Source organism: Nocardiopsis sp. NPDC049922, assembly GCF_040660275.1.
Taxonomy (GTDB): domain Bacteria; phylum Actinomycetota; class Actinomycetes; order Streptosporangiales; family Streptosporangiaceae; genus Nocardiopsis.
In genome coordinates this window covers 179,243-196,306 of record NZ_JBFAME010000010.1, presented here as the reverse complement: position 1 = coordinate 196,306, position 17,064 = coordinate 179,243, and the positions used below count along the sequence as shown (strand labels likewise).

Here is a 17,064-nt window from a genome sequence, read left to right as displayed (position 1 = left end):
GGGAACAAGTTCTGGCGCTGGTCTCAGGTGTGGTGACAATTCGTCACTCAGGTTGCCGAGGGCATGCAGAGATGCAGACAGCCGAACAACAAATCACACAGCGCGTCACATTGGAAGTGCTGTACGTGTTGAGTAACGTGCAGATCTATGGCCACCCCAGACCGGCCCAACCGAACCACCCTGCGGGCCCACCTGAGCAAACTGAAGCGAGAACACCCACACCGATTGGCAATCAGTGTGCTGATATTCATCATGGGGGGCATCCTCTTGATTGGGGGTGGTTACCCGCTGGCCGGTACCGCCTGGTCCTGGCTCTGGTTGCGCAACCAAGCCGGGGATGTCGTCGTAGCTTCTCTTGGCGTGATCTTGATCGTCCTCGCGGTCGCTCGCGTGTCATCGTCCACTTGGGTAGAGCGAGCGAAGCTAGGCCCTCTGATCTTCGCGGCATGGGCGACGGTGATCGCTCTGGTGGTCACCTTGGTTGCGGGTGTGTGGTGGGCGATGGACACCCCAGCCTGGATGCGACCGCCAAGGATGACGACCCGGATGCTGCTGGACGTGGTAACTGCACGCGTATTCGCGATAGTTGCTGGGCTAGGTGGTGCAGCGCTACTGGTCATTGCCTACCGCCGCCAGAAGTCGACAGAGGAACGTGAAGAGCGAGAGGCTACCAAGCTTTTCACCGAACGGTTCACAACCGCTGTGAGACAACTTGGTGAGGAACACGCCGCAGTACGACTGGGAGGGGTACACGCCCTGGCACGCTTGGCCGATGACGCACCAGACGACCGCGATGATCTGGTGCAAATGGTGATTGACGTGCTATGCGCCTACCTGCGCATACCTTACGCAGCCGCACCCGGACCTCGCTCCGAGGACACCAACGACGAACAGGCCGCCGAACATCACAGACGTGATCTTGAGTTCTCCTCATTCCGGGAGGTTCGCCACACAGTCATCCACATCATCGGAAACCACCTACGCGATGGCACTAAATGGTGCCGCATGAAGTATGACTTCACCCGTGTGGTCTTTGATGGTGGCGACCTGAACGGCGCGAAATTCTTTGGCAGCAAAGTGGACTTCACAAACGCCCGGTTCACGAGCAGTCCAGTATCCTTCCGCAATGCCTGGTTCTCCGGCGACCTGGTGGATTTCACAAACACCGACTTCTCCGCCAGCGCAGCGGACTTCACAGGTGCCAGATTCCTTCACACCACAGCAGACTTCACAGGCGCCAACTTCAGCGAAACAACAGCGGACTTCACAGAAACCAACTTCCTTTACACTACGACGGACTTCACGGGCGCCAACTTCAGCGAAACAACAGCGGACTTCACAGGAGCACGATTTACTGGCGGAACGGTGAAATTCCAAAACATCGGCCTCTTTTCCACTACAGCGAAGTTCAGAAAAGCTCGTTTCACTGGCGCCACAGCAGACTTCAGGGGTGCCGAGTTCTTCGGAGGCACTGTAGACTTTCGCAACACTAACTTCACCCAAGCTATAGCGAAATTCATGGCTGCAAAGTGCTTCAGTGGCACGCTGGACTTCAGAGAAGCCCGATTCACCGACAGCATGGCAGACTTCTTCCTCGTCGAATACATCGGAGGAATGATTGATTTTAGCAGCACTAACTTCACCAGAACTACAGCTTTGTTCACTGGCGACAACTTCATCGGCGGCACGGTAGACTTCACAAACGCCCGATTCGCCAGCGGAACAGTGGACTTCACCAATGCTCGATTCACCAGCGGAACAGTGGACTTCACCGATGCCGTTTTCGAGCCACCCCCTACAGGACTGCAAGAAGCAATTGACAAAGGAGAACATGGAGCGGTAATTCGACCCGAGCAACAACAGGGAACCAATAACCAAAATGGAGAATCGGAAGACCCTAGACCTCCGGATTGAACGCTTCACCTATGAGTGAGTGAAACTCATGGCACGGTTGAACATTCCACTGCAGGGGCCATCCTTCCCGTGTACAGTCACACTGAGTTACTCAGGCTCTGACACTGATCTTGTGGTCTAACCACTAAGGGTCACGAGGCCCGTAATTCTGGGCTGCGTGAGAACCCCGTTTGGTCCTCGTTAAACCCGAGTCCTTGACCTAACGCGTAACGGGCTGTCACCGCATCACAAGATCAGTATCAGAACCGTGATTCACGTTTCCGTGACTCACAGGCATGGTCAGTTCTTGCTCGTCAGTACTTCATCGTGGGGACAGGATGTCGGCGAGCCGGTCCGCGACATAGGACAGGCCCCGGTCGGACAGATGGACAGCGTCGGCGTACAGGCCCCAGTTGGGGCTGTCGGCCTGGTCGGGGAAGCGTGGCCCGAGGGTGAGGTCGGCGACGGCGACCAAGGGGTCGGTTCGGGCGAGTGCGTGTGCCTCGGCGACGTAGTCGGCCCAGGGGTGGGTGAAGGGGCCGTCTCCGCGTGCTGCGTGCATCGCGATCAGGATGGGTGGGTGCGGGACTGGGGCCAGGGTCGCGCCGCGCAGCGCGGAGATGAGGGACGCGACGTTGGTGCGGAACGTCGCTGGGTCGGTCCCCGCCCACTGGTCGTTCGCGCCGAGCATGACCACGACCAAGCCCGGTTCGAGAGCGCCGATGGCTGAGGGCCATTTTTCTGCGTCGGTCGACGTGGCCCAGGTGGTGCTGTCCCATCCGAAGTGGGAAGCGTCGTGCACGGTGATTCCCGCGCTCTCGTCGCCGTCGTACTCCACCACTCCGGCAACGATCTGCTTGAAGGTCGCGGTGACCGCCTCGATCTCCAGGGTGTGTGGCCCGGAGGTCCCGAGGGTGACGCGGGTGAGTTGCCCGTCCTGGTCGGAGCCGGAGGTGTCCACGGACGTCCACGTCCCGCCGTCGACCCGGTACCGAAACGTGCCGCTGAGGGAGGAGCGACCCCACAGGATGTCCACTGAGGTGCCCTGCAGGTTGCTGTAGGTGATCAGGTCGGGGGTTCCGTCACCATCCAGGAACGGCGTGTGCCTCTTCGGCCCCCATCCGGTGTCCACGGATGGGCTGCCGGTGATAGTGGCGGGCCAGGTGTAGGACAGGGTGCCGCTGGAGGCCGCGCCGATGAACCCCCGGCCGCCCGTCACCCCGGCGGTAGGGAACCGAGCGCGCAGCAGATCTCGGAGCCTCGCGGGCCATGTGTGCGCGAAATCCGTTGCGCCCTGCCCCTCGGTGATGCTGTCGCCCAAGGCCACGATGTTGGCGCGGGCGTAGTGGCGGTCGGCCAAGGCCGCGTGCCAGCCCATGAGCGCGGCCGTGGATCCGTCTGGTCTCCAGGAGGCGGTGTCGAGATCGTAGGTGAGGACCCCACCTCCCTTGACGTCGGCGGTCGCCGGGTCTGCTGCGGCGTCGATCAGATTGGCCAGCGCCGTCATGTGCGGGTTGGCCTGGCTCTCGTGGTCGGCGAGCCCGGTCTCGGTGGTTGTCAGGTCCTCTCCGATGTCGATGGCCAGGGCGCGCCGCCGCGGCCCGGCCCCCGAGTTCGCGTCCAAGTAGAGGGACCGGACACCGTCGGGGCCGTAGAACTCGGGGACTGCTCCGACGGCGTCTGCGGTCAGTTCGCCGCCGGGGATGGGGGTGGAACCGTCGATATCAGTGAGGTCGGTGTACTGCATTCCGCCTGTCGACTGGTTCCAGCAGGTGACTGTGGACGCTGGCTGCAGGGTCGCCGCGTTGTCGGTCCCGAGGGTGATCACGTAGTCGGCGGTGCCGCCGAACCGGTGCCGGGCCATCTCACCACCTCACGTAGGTCATGGTCAGGCCGAGAGTGCGACCTGGAGGAATGGACTCGCTGGGGTACCGAGCCCAGATTTCGCCGTCGGTGCGTACCTCGACTCGGGCTGTGGCACCGGAGGTGAAGTGGCCCGTGGCGTAGTGGTACCGGCTGAGGGGGCGCAGCGCGGAGGGGACGGTGCCGAGTTTGGATCCGTCGGGGTCGGTGACGCTGAATGTGCTGTTGGCGCGTCGGACCGCGATGCGCAGGGTCACTACGCCGTTGTGGAGGCGGCCGACGTTGTCCGCGCTGGGCTCCCAGGTAGAGAAGCCGGGCCCGAGCGCTACCTCGCCGCTGTCCTCGTACAGGGTGCGGCGGGCGCTGCCGTCCCATCCTCGCCACCGGCCGGTGTCGCGCTCGTACTGGATCTCACCCAGTCCGGGGAACGGGTTGGGGGTGGCACTGTCGACTGGGCGAATGCGGGTGCCGACGTACAGTTCCTCGCGGGTGACGGTCACCGACGAGGCGCTGTCGGGGACGATCACTCGGGCCAATGGGATCTCGTACACGCCGGTGTCGCCCGGGTCCTGGGTGAGCGCGGGTGCGCCCGCTCCGGGGGTGCCGTCCTTGACGACGGCGCGCACGTCCCAGGTGGAGCGGTCCAGGCGGAGCACTACACGGTCGGTGCGGGTGGATCCGGAGGCGTTGCCGTTGATGGTGAGGGGGTCGTCGACGGTGCCCGACGTCCAGGCGTGCCCGCGCAGGCTAGCGTACTTGGTGGCTCGGACGAGCACTTGCAGGCCGGTGCCTGCGGTGACCACGGCGGTGTCGCCGGGGTCACCGAGCACGCCGTCATCGGAGAACCGCGCGGCCAGCGCCTCGTATTCGGCGTCGGTGACGTTGCGGGAGTTGTGGGCCGGGGACGGCCAGGAGTTCTGCGCCATGATTCACCTGCTCGCTTCCAGTCGTCCGAGCCGTCGGCCCAGGTCACGGATGAGACGTACGGTCGCCGGGTCGGAGGTGGCCTCGGCCGACCCGATGAGGGAGGACACGTACTCGCCTCCGTTCGGGGTGGCCTGCAGGTGGATGGACCGGACGACGTCGGTGACCTCCAGCCCGGTCGGCAGCTCGACGGTCACCCGGTCGCCGAGCCCGAAATCAACGCCCGCCCGCAGGTCGGGGGTATCGACGGTGACGGTGGCCAACTCCACAGGGGCCGCCCCGCCCGCCAACTGCTCGTTGCCCGCTGCGGTCAGCTCGCCGTTGGTGTCGTCGGCGGTGCTGGACTGGTCGACGAACGCCTCCACCCGCCACCACTCCGCTGCGGCGGCCGTGTCGGCGACTTCCACGAACACGCGGCTGGTGTCTTCTCCCCCGGCGACCAGGGCGTGGGTGACCGACGGGGCGGACTGCTTGTACTGGACGCTGCGGAGGTTGCCGAGCCCCCGCGAGAACCGGGCCGTCGCGGTGAGGTCGGCCGGCGCGTACACCTCGAACAGGATCTGGTCGTCGACCTGGTGGGTGCGGAACCCGAGCTGGCCGCCGTTGAGGGCGGCGCGGCGGGCCGCGGCCAGCAGGCCCTCGAACCGGGTGGTGAGGGTCGTGGTGGTGCCGACCCCGGCCACGGGTGCCAGAGCCAGGTGGGGGATGCGGCGTTCCGCGCGCGCGGACGGCCCGCAGTTGGCGTCGACCACCTGCCGGATGATGGTCTCTGCGTTGGTGGTGGTGACCTGCCAGGTGCCGGTGGCGGGCTGCGCGGACCAGGCCAGGGCAGGGTCGGGCCAGGTGATGTATCCGGCGATTCGGGCGAGGTCGTCGGAGAAGGACACGGTGACCTTGCCGGGGTCGGGCTCGGCCGAGTCGCCCACGCTCCAGGCGTAGTCTTGGGGGATCTCCAGAGGGCCCGCGCACCACACGGCGCGGTCGCGGATGACGACGATCCGGTTGCCGGGCTGGAGTTGCGCCATCACCTCGGGGCGGGCGGGCAGGTCGACGTTGCCGCTGGCGGGTTCGTTGAACCGCAAGGTCGAGTCGAGGTCGGTCCACCCGTCGATGGGGTCGCCTTGAACGACCAGGTCCTGGTCGGTGATCAGCAGGCTGATGGTCATCGGTCAGGCCGTCTCGTAGCGGGCGGACGCCGCCAGGTCGACGGCGGACCCGGGCCCGGACCCGTCGAGCTGGAAGGTGGCCCGGTTGGGGCCGGGCTGCAGCGGCCACAGTTCCGCCCCGGGCCAGTCCAGGGCTCCGACCCAGTTGGCGGTGCCGCCGTCCACTGTGGTGGCGACGGTGACGGTGCCTCCGGTCAGCCCGGTGGGGGTGACCAGCACCTCGTCGACGTCCACACCCACGTACCGGCCGACGAAGGCCAGGGTGATGGTGGCGGGCAGTGGGCCACCGGTCACCAGTACCTCGTCGGGGTCGACGGCGACGAGCCCTTCGAGGGCGGTCTGTACCGTCGCGGCGTCGGCGTCGTAGGTGATGGGCACGGTGGTCTCACCGAACGCGGTGATGGTGATGGTCCCGGCCGTCGCCGCACCGAGGTTGATGGTCTGCTGCTCCACGCTCAGCTTGCGCACCCGAGGTGGGTCGGTGGACACGGTCACCTGCTCATGGGCGAGCAGGCTCCCCCCGATCGCGGCCGGGTCGACGGTGAAGGACTCCCCGGTGTCGTTCTGGGTGAAGGTCACCAGGGAGGCGGGGCCGGTGATCGTCCACTGCGGCCAGGCCACCACGTCACCCGGGTTGGCCAGCGTGGTGGAGCCGAGCACCTGGCCGGAGGACACCGACGGGTAGGGCTGGAGGAAGTCCTCCCCCGTGCCGTGCTCGCGGTGTTCAGTGAGCGGTACCGAGTCGATCCAGTACGGGTCTTCGCACAGCAGGGACAGAACAGCGCTGTCGGAGACGATGCCTGTGCCCTGCTCGCCCTGCCCGTCGAAGCCCTGGCTGTAGTAGACGGCGATGCGGCGGCGGGTGCCGTCGGGCCGAGCGATCTCCAGCAGGCCGGGGCCGCGCCGCAGGGTGTCGGTGAACGCCTTCACCAGCGCCCGCCACCTGCCGATGAACTCGGTGTGATCCTGGCCGTAGACGTGGATCGGCCACACCACAGTGCGGGCTTGTGGCTGGGCGTGCCGCAGCCGCACACCGCCGCGCGGGTGAGCGTCCGTGGTCAGGTCATAAGGGGCTGCACCGAGCCCGGACACCCCGTCGGCGAGGGTGAACCAGCCGCGCAGGGTGTCGGTGAGCGGCCACACCTGCCCGCTGGGGTCCATGTACACGGCCGTGGCGAACCCGACGTCGGGCAACAGCGCCCCGCCCGAGTGGTCGCCCGCGATGATCGGCACAGCTCGACCTCCCTACCGTGGGCGTCTGACTCGGGCACGCGCCTCCTGGCGGCGCTGCAGGACCTCCAGGTCGTGCACCGTCATGTCCAACGTGCGCGGGTACAGGTTGTAGGTGTCACCCGACCGCTCGGCCCCCCGCCCAGCGAGAGTGGAGATGTCCGACCACTGGCGGTGAGTGAGTACCGGTTCCGGGCGGCGGGTGCCGTTGATCAGGGAGGTGACTCCGGGCTGGGCGTAGCCTCCGCTGTCGTAGAAGAACGAGTTGCCGCCGCCTGCGGTGGAGTCGCCCACCACGGGGCGGAACCCGTACCTGGTCGAGAACAGCCGGTCGTTGGCGCCGCGTGCTCCCCGTCCGACGATCACGCCACGGCCGCCGCGGCTTTCGATGTGGACGCCCATGAGCGTGCCCGCCGTGTGGCCGACACCGCTGTGGGTGATCCCGACCTCGTAGGGAGAGCGGAGTCCGCGCACCCATCCAGGCGGGGCGCTGTTGCCCTGGAAGGCATGCGTGCTGTATCGCCTGAAATAGGGTCCGACGCCCCTGATGCGGTTCTCCACGCTCCCCGTTAAACCACTGCAGTCGAACCCGTGCGGTCCCGCGCCGCCCCACACATACGGGTCGCCGTGCTGGCTGCGAGCGAACCGGGCCGCGCGGCGCAGGCGGGCCGACGCGGACGCCAGTCCCACCCAGTCGTCGGCTCCTCCAGCCATGGACGCCGCGTAGTCGGAGTCCGCTCTGCCCAGTCGGCTCAGGATCTTCTCGCGGATCCCGACCACCATCCGGTAGGGGATGCCGGGGAAGTCCTGGCCGCCGCCGTAACGGTCCTTCATCCGGTCGCGCAGGCGGTTCAAGGGGGCGGTCGCCCAGTCCTTGAGCTTGCCGACGATGGAGTCCCAGGCGCTGCCGATCCACTCGCCCACGATGCCGCCGACAGCGAACCCGTCGATGGGCGGCTGCCCCGCAGCGATGGCGCGCGGGGAGGTGACTACTCGGGCGCGCCGGTCCTGGGCGTATCGCCGCAGTGCGCCGACACCGCCGCGTACGCCGACCGCGTTCCACATGAGCAATTCCGAGCGCAACGCGGGCACGCGCATGGCCTCACTGATAGCGATGCCCTCGCCCTTGCGGGCGCGGATGAACTGATCGTCGCCCTGCCGCCACGTCGAATATCCGGGAAGGATGCCACCCTTCCGGAACCCGCGCGGAAGGTTCATTTCCGAAAGCTCGTTAATGCCCGGGACTTTCGCGGCCACCTTGTTCCAGAGGCCGACAATTCCACGGTTGTACACCGTCTGAATCAGGAACCGAACGGGGGCTTTCGCGACGTCCTGCAGTTTCGACCAGGCTTTGTCCACGCCGTCGCGGGCGCGCTCGAACGCGGAGATCACCTTGGAGCGCAGCGTGTCGGCCGCGCCGACCACGCGGTCACGGAGCTGCTGCGCACGGGCGACCACCCAGTCACGCAGCGCGGAGGCGATGGCCACGCCCCGGTCTCGGAGCGCGGTCAGGACCGCCACGGCCCGATCGCGCAATCCGGCCACACGCGCCACAGTCCGGTCGCGCAACTCGGTCGCCCGCGCAACGACCCAGTCACGGGCCTTGGCGACCAGCGCAACAGACCGGTCTCTCAACCCGGTCACGGCTCCGACAACGCGGTCTCGCAGGCTCAGGGTACGGCTGACCACCCAGTTGACCAGGCCCCGCCAGAGGGCGGACACGGTTATGCGCAGCCACCGCCAAGCCGCTGCGGTGGCGGCCTTCAACTTGTCCCAGTGCTGGATGATCAGCCCGACCGGGGTGAAGTTCAGGAAGAGCCAAACCAGCCAGTCGACCACAGCTCCGATCGACGACTTCACCCACTGCCAGGCTGCGAGCGTGGCGGCCTTGATCTGGTCCCAGTAGCGGATCACGAGCCCGATCGCGATCCCGATCGGCCCGGTGATAATCGCGAGCAGGAGCGGCCAATTCGACTTCACCCACGACCAGACGAACTTGATGGCCGACCAGACAGCGTTAAAGGCACCGGTGACGATCGAACGGAAGGTCTCCGAATTTCGCCAGAGAAGCACAATGGCTGCAATGACGGCGATAATCGCGATAACGATGAGCCCTAATGGGTTAGCGCTCATCGCCAAATTCAATGCCCACTGCGCGGCCGTCCAGATCCCGGTGGCGACGGCGATCGCGCGCTGCACGATGGCCTGCCCGAGGATCGCGGCACGGGCGGCGACGGCGCGGACGGCGATCTTGGTGTATTCGACCGCGACGAGGGCGAGGGTCTTGAGGAACGACCCGGCCGCGGCGAGCTTCTGCGCGGCGGACACCGCGAGGATGCGGGCACGGGCCAGCCCGGCCTTCACGCCGATCTTGGTGTACTCGGTGCCGACCAGCGCCAAGGTGCGGATGAGCCCGGCGGTCCCGCTGACGCCCCGCCCGACCGCGCCACCGAAAGTCCGCACGGCCGCGCCGGCACGGGCGGCCCGACTGGCGTTCTCGCCCAGGGCGGCCGACCCACGGATGAGCCCGCCGGTGAACCGGGCGGTCCCGGCGACCGCGCCGACGGCCGCGCCACCGACGCGGGTGATACCCGAGGCGACGAACGACAGCGGCCCGGCGGCGACCGCCACGGCGGCGAGCCCCAAGGCGAACTTCTGCGCAGCGGGGTCCGCCTGGTTGAACCACGTCGCGGCATTGCCCAGGGCGGTGACCAGCTCACCCTGGAGCCCGCGCTTGAACACCTCCAGCTCGTGGGAGGGCCCAGTGCGGATGGTCTCGCCGACCTGCTCGGCCGCGCCTCCGAACTCCCCCAGCTCCTGCGCGGCCGTGGACGGGTCCATGGCGAACAACGCGGCACCGAGATCCTCGGCTTGGGTCCCGAACAGGGCGGTGGCGATCTCCGCCTGCTTGACCGGGTCCTCGATGTCACGGAGCCGGTCCAGGGTGGTGTCCAGGGCTGCGGACGCGGACGCTCCGCCTTCCCCGAACTGGGCAGCCATCTCCGACGCCGACAGGCCGAGCGCCTCGAACCCCTCCTGGGTTAGGTCGCTGCCGTCGACCGCCCGGATGGAAAATTCCTTGATGGCGTCGGCCGCCTTGTCGGCGGACGGCGCACCCGCGTCGATGGCCTGGTTGAGCAGACCGATGGCGGTGGCCCCGTCCAGGCCCGCCTTCTGGAACTGGACGCCGTACTCGTTGATCGTGTCGAGGAAGTCCTCGCCCTTGTCGACCCCGTCCTGGAAGCCAGCGCTGAGCAGGTCGAACGCCTCGTCCGCGCTGCCCGCGAGGCCGGTGCGAAGCATCTGGGACACGGCGTTGGTGACGCCGCCTAGGTCCTGCTCGAACACCGTGGCGACGTCGGACGCCTTGGTGGCGATCTCTTCGAGCTGGGCGTTGGTGGCGTCTGGCGGTGCCAGCCCGGACTGCACCACCGCGCGGATCGCTGCGGCGGCGTCCTCGAAGGTGGCGGTGACGCCTTCGGCGTACAGCTCCCCGGCGAGACGGCCGTGCCGTTCGGCGACCGGGCCGGTGGTGCCGAGTTGGGCCTGCAGCAGGTTGCCCGCGTCCATGCGGCCGAGGGCGTCGGTGATCCCCGTGACGAGCACGGCCCCGGCAACGACTCCGGCCGCGGCGGCGCCCGCGCGGATCTTGTCCTTGAGCCCGCTCCCGGCAGCCTTACCTGCGCGCTCTCCTGCATCCCCAGCGGGTTGGACGAGCTGCTGGCGCAGTTCGTCGGACACCCCGCGCATGGACGGGATGACCTGGAGGGTGGCGTAGCCGACGTTGGACACAGGCCACCCCCCGTCCGGTCCTGGTCATGTCGCTGGTGTGCGGGCCGGGCGGGCTGTGCACGGTGAGGGTCAGGCGTCGCCGGGGTCCTCGTCGGGGTCCGGGGTGGGCGGCTTGCAGTGGTCGATCCACGCCTGCCACAGCGGGCGGACCTTGTACTGGGGCAATCCCAGGGCGCGGAACTCGGCGTACTGGTCGCCGAGAGCGACGCGCAGGGAGCCGGTCATGGCGGTGATGTCGCCACCGATGGCGGCTTCGGTCAGTTCCCAGGCGTCCAGGCCCTGGAGGTGGGCAAGCACGAACCGCTTCCCGCCCCAGGTGATGGGGAACGGTTCCAGCGGCATGGGCGGGGGTACGGCGTCGAGGTCGAACACGTCAAGTTCGGTGGGCATGGGCGGGGCTCGTCTCTACTCGGTGGCGGGTGGTTCTTCGGTGACCTCCAGGCCCGTGCTGCGCGCGGCCTGGTACAGCTCCTCGCTGCGGTCCTCGGACGACATGACGGTCACCGACGCCGCCCGCCGGTCGGTGGTGTAGGGCCGGTAGGCGACCCGTTCGTCCTTGGGCACACGGCTCCGGGTCGCGGCGGCGACTCGCACCGCAGCGCCGTTCATGGCATCGCGCATCTGCGGGGACTTCAGGACCTCGGCGATGCCGTCGGTGTCCAGCTCGAAATCGACCAGGGCCATGGCTCACACCTCTCCTTCGGGTCGTGGTGGTGCGGGTGTCCGCCCCGGGCGCAGGGCGGAGTGCAGCGGGTCCGGCGCGGTGGGGGCGTCGGCCATGGAGGGCCGCCGCTCCTGGCGGGCACGTCCCAGCTCGGCGAGGATGTGCTCCCGCTTGCGCTGGCGAACTTTGCGAAGCACCCGGTCCCGTGCGGTGACCGGGCGCGGCAGCGGCCGGGGAGGTTTGGCCTTGCCGCCTGCGGCGTTGTACACCGCCGCGATCAGCTCGCCGAGCCGGTCGACCGCCACGGTGAGCCGCTCCACTGCGGGCGACCACTCGGTGAGCGGCGGCGCGCTCGGCCCTGTGGGCTCGGGGCTGGTCTCCGCCAGCTCGTCGTCGTCGGCCATCGCCGCAGCCAGGTGGGAGGTGCGCGGCAGGTGGTCGAGCAGGTTGAGCAGGAACCGCCACCTGCGGGCCGTCCACAGCACGGCCAGGTCCCACCCGATCAGGGCGAGGTCAGCCTCGATCTGGTCCCGGTAACGGGTCAGGAGCCAGACGAGGCGCTGCCTTCCCCCCGGGTCCCGTAGAAGCGCGAGTAGTGGGCTTCCATGGCGTCGTTGAGGGCCTTCATCTTCCACATGGGCATGCGGATCTTCTTGAAGTCCTCGTACTGGTCGCCCAGCAGCGGGCGCAGGCTGCCCTCGATGTCGTTCATGTCGATGAGGACGGCGTCCTGCCAGTCCTCGTCCATCGGGTCGGAGATGACGAAGACCTTGCCGCCGAGGCGGACCCCGAACGGCTGGACCTCGCCGTCCTTCTCCAGGGCGTCGAGGTCGAACACGTCCTTGGGTCGGACCGGGGACTTGCGCTGCGGCGGGCGCTGGCTACTGCGTGCGGCCATGGGCGGGCTCCACTCCTACTCGGTGTCGGTCTTGGTCTTGGCGGTGCGGGCGCGGGATCGGGGGGTGTCCGGCCGGGCAGTCCGCGCCTGCGCCGCACCGGTGGCAGGGCTCCGGTCGAGGGCGGCCCTACGGTCGGTGGCACGCTGGTCGGCGTCGGCGCGTGCAGCGTGCGCCTTCTCCAGCCGCGCGGCAGCGGCCTTGTCGTGCTCGGCGGCAGACTCCAACTCGGGGCGGGGCCTCCATCCCCGTGCGCGCAGCCGCACTTCGACCACGGGGTTGTCCGTGGTCTGGGTCGCGCCGTCGGGCGACACGTACTCCGTGGACATGGCACTCCTCACGGGGGCGGGCGAAGGTGGAGCCGCGGCGGCCGGCGCCCGCCCGGCATACCGGCCGCCACGGCGGTCAGGGGGACGGTGCGGTGTCGCAGCCGTCGGTGGTGCAGACCGTGAGGGTGCCCACGAAGATGACGCCGCCGGTGTACATCCACAGCACGTCTGCGCACACGAGCGAGGGCAAGAGGCAGTCCTCGCACAGGTCGTCAACGGGTTCGGGTGTGCCAACGTCGACACGCACTGGCACGGTCCTGCGGGTGGCCACGGTCAGAACCCCATGGCGCTCAACAGCGCTTCCCAGCCCGGCCCGCCGAAGAAGAACCGCTCGGAGTAGCCGACGCTGGAGTCCATGTAGGCGGTCATGGTGACCGGCCAGCCGAGGGCGCTGTCGTCGTTGGACTGGAACGCCTGGTCGTCCTTGTCGGTGACCGATGCCCGGGGCAGGAAGCGGCCGATGTAGATCTCGCCCGCGTCCGCCAGGTCCACGCCGATGGTCAGGACCCGCCAGAACCGCAGCGGCGGCCGGTCGGGCTTGGAGATGGCGACCTCACCCGAGGTGGGGTCGGGGACGACGGCGGTCATGTCCGCCCCGGTGTACAGGCCCAGGGTGTGCTTGTTGGTTTCCTGGAGGTTGACCTGCAGGGTGGTGACGTCGGCGGTGATGTCGCGCCGGGTCGGCTCGACGGCACCCCAGGACGTGATGTCGCTGGAGGTGACGTCCGCGCTGAACTGCGGCCCGTCATCGCTCATCCACCCGAGGTCGTTGTATCCGGCTGGCAAGGCGTTGAGGCTCTTGTCGGCTCCGGTCAGCGACGCGACGGCGGCAGAGGTGATCGGCGCGATGAACGTGCTGCCCTCCAGAGCCTTCCGGATGAGCTGGTTCTGGTGGTTGCGGAGGGACTCCCATGCGGCCACGGCCCGTCTCCTTTCGTGCGGGATTCCATGTGCGGACGCCCCGCAGGTGTGCGGGGCCGGGGCCGGGCGGGCCTTAGTAGCGGCGGGTGCTCACGCGGTAGGTGGCGAGCACCCGGCGTACGGTCTCGTCGGGGTGCGGGGCGCGGCGCGGACCCAGCTCGGTACGGGCCCGGTCGATGAGACCGACCCCGGGGACGTGGACGGGTCCGGAGATGAGCCGCTGCTGGACGGCGCGGGCGACCTGCCACGCCTGCGCGCGGGTGGCACCGAAGCAGTCGATGTCCACGCGGGAGGTGTCGGTGCGCCGGTCGTCGGACCCGCCGATGCGGGTCGGCCGGATGAACGGCAGGTGGTCCTGGAGGTCGGCGGGGGTCTCGGACCCCGTCTCGCCCAGGTCGGCGAGCGCCTCGCACAGCACGTCCTCGATGTCCGGGAACGGCTGGAGGTCGGCCACGGCACCTCCCCGGGATGGGTCACAGTGTGTGAAATGCGGCTGTGCGCCGGTCAGACCGGGCGTGCCGGGCGCGCCCCCGGGTCAGCATGCGTCACATACGGCCCGGACGGATCGCCGTTTTCGCAGGTCAAGGGCGCTTTTGGGGTGCGGGTGTGCGGGCGGTGCGCCCGGGGTCACGGCGGCGTGGTGGTCGGGAGTGACGTACTGCGACGCGGGTCAGCCGCGGACACGCCGCAGGGTCACCTCGGTGTGGTGGGCTCGGCCCCGGTGATCGGGCCACCGCTGGGGTTGGCCCTGCACCTGGTAGAGGTCGCCGCGCCAGCGCACCCGGTCGGTGGCGGTGATGTCGGCACCGGGCGGGCCGATCGCCGTCCACTCCTCCTGCACGGTGTCGCCGCCGTCGTCGACGTCCTCGGAGGTGGCGGCGGGCTGGACGTCCCACCCGTGCGAGTCGGTCTCGGCGGGGTCTCCGGGGAGCGGGTCGCCGTGCCGGTCGGTGCCGGGGCCGCGCACCACGGTCAGGGTCTCCCGGCCGAACCTCACGCCAGCCCTCCGTCAGGAAGCCGCCACACATCCAGGCGGCGGTCGTCGATGGGGCCGACCAGGGCCCGGACGTCCGCGTAGGACACCGCGACCTTGTTGACGGTCCGCGACTTCACGAGCCCGGCGGGGTTGTCGGCGATCCGGCCGACCACGTCCAAGGTGACCGCCTTGAACACCCCTGGGACGGCGGCGTCGGGGTAGCCGTGGGTGTAGGTGACGGTGATGCCCTGCAGACGCCGGGTCCACCGGATCGGGGTCGCACCCTCCACCTCCACCCGCTTGATGACGCCGTGCCGGTACCGCAGGTACCCGGACGGGTCCAGCAGGACACCGTCCTCGACCACCGACGCCACAGCTGTCAGGTGCAGGGTCGGCAGCAGCAGCTCCGTCACCCCGGGCCCGTCGACGACCGCGACCACGTCGGTCTCCTGGGTGACGGACCAGCCCACGGCGAAGCGGATCTCGTCGGCGATGACGTCCAGGACGAGCTGGATACGGGTGTCGTCCAGGCCCTCGTCGTCGAGGAAGAGCCGCACCTCATCGGGGGTGGCGAACGCGACCATCGGTCAGTCCTGGGCGATGATGCCGCGCGAGCGCAGCGCCGCCAGGATGCCGTTGATGGCGTCGGCGTTGGCTGCAACGTCCGCCGACACGTCGGTGGGCACGTCGGGGATCGCCGCGCCGTGGACGTAGGCGCCGGTGTCCTCGTCGAACACGGTCGGCTCAGCCATCCTTCTTCCCCTGCCCCTCGGTCGCGGCCTTGGTGGTGCGATCGGTGGCGGGCTTGCCCGGGGTACCGCCCGGCTCCTTGGTCTTCGCCGCCTGGCGGACGGACCGCTTCACCTCCCGGCCCCGGCCGTCCAGCTCGACGGCCTTGCCCTGGCGGACCAGGTCGGCGGCCGTCTTGTCGTCGTCCAGGTAGTACTCGTGGTGGGCGTCCAGGCCGACCTTCTTGCCGCCCTTGACCTTGATGGTGACGGGCTCGGTGACGCGAATCCTCACGACGGTTCCTCCTTCGAGGTCAGGTGGGGCGCCCCAGTGCGGGGCACCCCACCTTGGGTGGTCAGGGTCAGAGGCGGTACCAGGCGAACGCCTTGGGGCGGATCACGTCGCCGCCCACCCGGTGGCGGAAGAGGAGGCCGATCTTGCCCTCCTCGGCGTACCGCTCAGTGAGGCGGGTGACGGTGATCCGGCGGCGGTCCGCGATCATGTAGCCCTGCCGGAGGTCACCGAAGATCACCGACTTGTCGGTGCCCGCTCCGGCGCCGTCCACCGTGGTGGTGATCGCCGGAAGGCCATCGACGGTGTAGGCCCGGTACCCGAGCAGGGTGTCGGGCTCGCCCTGGGACAGGGAAGGCTGCAGCAGGTACCGGCCGTCGGCGTCCTTGAGGAGGGCAATCTTCTCCTCAGCGGACGTGTGGTACAGCCAGGCGGCGTTGGCCTTGCGGCGGAACTGGGACGGGACCTGGAACACGGTCCGCTTCAGCTCGTCGCCGGTGACGGTCTCCCCCGCCGCAGCGGCCACGCCCTGAGTGATGGTGGTGGCCTGCGCGAGGCCGCGCGGCCGGCCAGTCCCGCTGCCGTTGGCGAACGCGTCGTCCTCCTGCTCGGCGAGCTTGAGGGTGAGCGCCTGGGTGATGATCATTTCCAGGTCGTCGTCGGCGTCTTCGAGCTGGTCGACGCCGATCTTGACCAACGCGTTGAGGTCGTGGACCTCGATGGAGTCCTTGTCGGCCGGGTCGGCGGCCAGGCCGTCGGTGGCGGTGGTGCCGGTCTCCAGCTTGCCCCACCCGGCGGCGGCCACGGTGACCACGCCGATGTCCACCTTGTTGGAGGTGGTGGGCTGCACGGCCGCCAGGCCGCGGATGACTGCATCTCGGGGCAGCTCGCGCAGGATGGTGCCGACCCAGTCAGAGGGCACAAGCACCTGGCCTTCGGTGTCCTCGACCAGGTCGGCCTTGCGCTCGTGGGACATGTGCTGTCCCTTGCGCACGAACTCTAAGAACGCCTTGGTCTTGGCTTGCTTGCGCTGGGTGTCGGTGGTGTAGATGCCGCCGATCTGGTCGACGGACATCCCGCCGGAGCCCGAGCTGCCGCCGATGCCGTCGGCGTTCATGTCGTGCTTGTAGTCGGGGGCGGTCAGGTAGTTGTCCAGGTCGGTGAGCTTTGCCTCGCGCTGGACCTGTGCCCTGCAGTTGGACGCCTCGCCCAGCAGCTTGTCCATCTTCTGGGCGACTTCGGCGGGCATCTGGGTCTTGTCGGGGAACTCGTCGTTGAGTGCGCGCGCGGCTTCGATGCACTGCGCGGCACGCACCAGCAGCGGGTGGGCCATGGCCCAGCCCTCCTTTCGTGCGCACACGAAAAAAGCCCGCCAGCGGCGAGCCCTTCG

At 68.6% G+C, this 17,064-nt stretch carries 19 protein-coding genes; 1 reads left to right on the top strand and 18 read right to left on the bottom strand.

Annotation, left to right across the window (positions count from 1 at the left end):
* Positions 1-147: 147 nt before the first annotated feature.
* The gene (locus AB0I72_RS20080; RefSeq protein WP_358570710.1) at positions 148-1,914 is read left to right on the top strand and encodes a pentapeptide repeat-containing protein; all 1,767 of its coding nucleotides are present in this window, start codon (positions 148-150) and stop codon (positions 1,912-1,914) included.
* A 301-nt stretch (positions 1,915-2,215) separates the two neighbouring features.
* Here AB0I72_RS20080 and AB0I72_RS20075 read toward each other — a convergent pair whose 3' ends face one another.
* From AB0I72_RS20075 to AB0I72_RS19990, 18 genes are all read right to left on the bottom strand, one after another.
* On the bottom strand, positions 2,216-3,757 hold the full coding sequence (locus tag AB0I72_RS20075) for an SGNH/GDSL hydrolase family protein (RefSeq protein ID WP_358570707.1): 1,542 nt from the start codon (positions 3,755-3,757) through the stop codon (positions 2,216-2,218).
* Position 3,758: 1 nt separating this feature from the next.
* Positions 3,759-4,682: a hypothetical protein gene (locus AB0I72_RS20070; protein WP_358570704.1), complete on the bottom strand. Its 924-nt coding sequence runs from the start codon at positions 4,680-4,682 to the stop codon at positions 3,759-3,761.
* A 3-nt stretch (positions 4,683-4,685) separates the two neighbouring features.
* Complete coding sequence (locus AB0I72_RS20065; RefSeq protein ID WP_358570701.1) at positions 4,686-5,846, bottom strand: siphovirus ReqiPepy6 Gp37-like family protein; 1,161 nt, start codon at positions 5,844-5,846, stop codon at positions 4,686-4,688.
* A gap of 3 nt (positions 5,847-5,849) precedes the next feature.
* Entirely contained in the window at positions 5,850-7,079 is a 1,230-nt protein-coding gene (locus AB0I72_RS20060; protein ID WP_358570698.1) for a hypothetical protein, read from the bottom strand.
* A 12-nt stretch (positions 7,080-7,091) separates the two neighbouring features.
* Positions 7,092-10,868 carry a phage tail tape measure protein gene (locus AB0I72_RS20055; protein WP_358570696.1) on the bottom strand — a complete coding sequence of 1,259 codons (3,777 nt, stop codon included), beginning with the start codon at positions 10,866-10,868 and terminating at the stop codon, positions 7,092-7,094.
* A gap of 69 nt (positions 10,869-10,937) precedes the next feature.
* A complete protein-coding gene (locus AB0I72_RS20050; protein WP_358570693.1) occupies positions 10,938-11,258 on the bottom strand; it encodes a hypothetical protein in 321 nt (106 codons plus the stop codon).
* Positions 11,259-11,273: 15 nt separating this feature from the next.
* Positions 11,274-11,552 carry a hypothetical protein gene (locus tag AB0I72_RS20045; RefSeq protein WP_358570690.1) on the bottom strand — a complete coding sequence of 93 codons (279 nt, stop codon included), beginning with the start codon at positions 11,550-11,552 and terminating at the stop codon, positions 11,274-11,276.
* A gap of 3 nt (positions 11,553-11,555) precedes the next feature.
* The gene (locus tag AB0I72_RS20040; protein ID WP_358570687.1) at positions 11,556-12,017 is read right to left on the bottom strand and encodes a hypothetical protein; all 462 of its coding nucleotides are present in this window, start codon (positions 12,015-12,017) and stop codon (positions 11,556-11,558) included.
* Between the two features lie 56 nt (positions 12,018-12,073).
* Entirely contained in the window at positions 12,074-12,430 is a 357-nt protein-coding gene (locus tag AB0I72_RS20035) for a hypothetical protein (protein WP_358570684.1), read from the bottom strand.
* A 15-nt stretch (positions 12,431-12,445) separates the two neighbouring features.
* Complete coding sequence (locus AB0I72_RS20030; protein WP_358570681.1) at positions 12,446-12,757, bottom strand: hypothetical protein; 312 nt, start codon at positions 12,755-12,757, stop codon at positions 12,446-12,448.
* Positions 12,758-12,833: 76 nt separating this feature from the next.
* On the bottom strand, positions 12,834-13,004 hold the full coding sequence (locus AB0I72_RS20025) for a hypothetical protein (protein WP_358570678.1): 171 nt from the start codon (positions 13,002-13,004) through the stop codon (positions 12,834-12,836).
* Positions 13,005-13,030: 26 nt separating this feature from the next.
* Positions 13,031-13,678, bottom strand: a complete 648-nt coding sequence (locus AB0I72_RS20020) for a hypothetical protein (protein ID WP_358570675.1) — start codon at positions 13,676-13,678, stop codon at positions 13,031-13,033.
* Between the two features lie 73 nt (positions 13,679-13,751).
* A complete protein-coding gene (locus AB0I72_RS20015) occupies positions 13,752-14,132 on the bottom strand; it encodes a DUF3168 domain-containing protein (RefSeq protein WP_358570672.1) in 381 nt (126 codons plus the stop codon).
* Positions 14,133-14,348: 216 nt separating this feature from the next.
* Positions 14,349-14,675 (bottom strand): hypothetical protein, encoded by a 327-nt coding sequence (locus tag AB0I72_RS20010; protein WP_358570670.1) that lies wholly within the window; start codon positions 14,673-14,675, stop codon positions 14,349-14,351.
* Positions 14,672-15,238: a hypothetical protein gene (locus AB0I72_RS20005; protein ID WP_358570667.1), complete on the bottom strand. Its 567-nt coding sequence runs from the start codon at positions 15,236-15,238 to the stop codon at positions 14,672-14,674. Before AB0I72_RS20005 ends, AB0I72_RS20010 begins: the two co-directional genes overlap by 4 nt.
* 3 nt (positions 15,239-15,241) lie before the next feature.
* Positions 15,242-15,406 (bottom strand): hypothetical protein, encoded by a 165-nt coding sequence (locus AB0I72_RS20000; protein ID WP_358570664.1) that lies wholly within the window; start codon positions 15,404-15,406, stop codon positions 15,242-15,244.
* The gene (locus AB0I72_RS19995) at positions 15,399-15,677 is read right to left on the bottom strand and encodes a hypothetical protein (protein ID WP_358570661.1); all 279 of its coding nucleotides are present in this window, start codon (positions 15,675-15,677) and stop codon (positions 15,399-15,401) included. Before AB0I72_RS19995 ends, AB0I72_RS20000 begins: the two co-directional genes overlap by 8 nt.
* Before the next feature lie 67 nt (positions 15,678-15,744).
* Positions 15,745-17,007, bottom strand: a complete 1,263-nt coding sequence (locus tag AB0I72_RS19990; RefSeq protein ID WP_358570658.1) for a phage major capsid protein — start codon at positions 17,005-17,007, stop codon at positions 15,745-15,747.
* Positions 17,008-17,064: the final 57 nt, after the last annotated feature.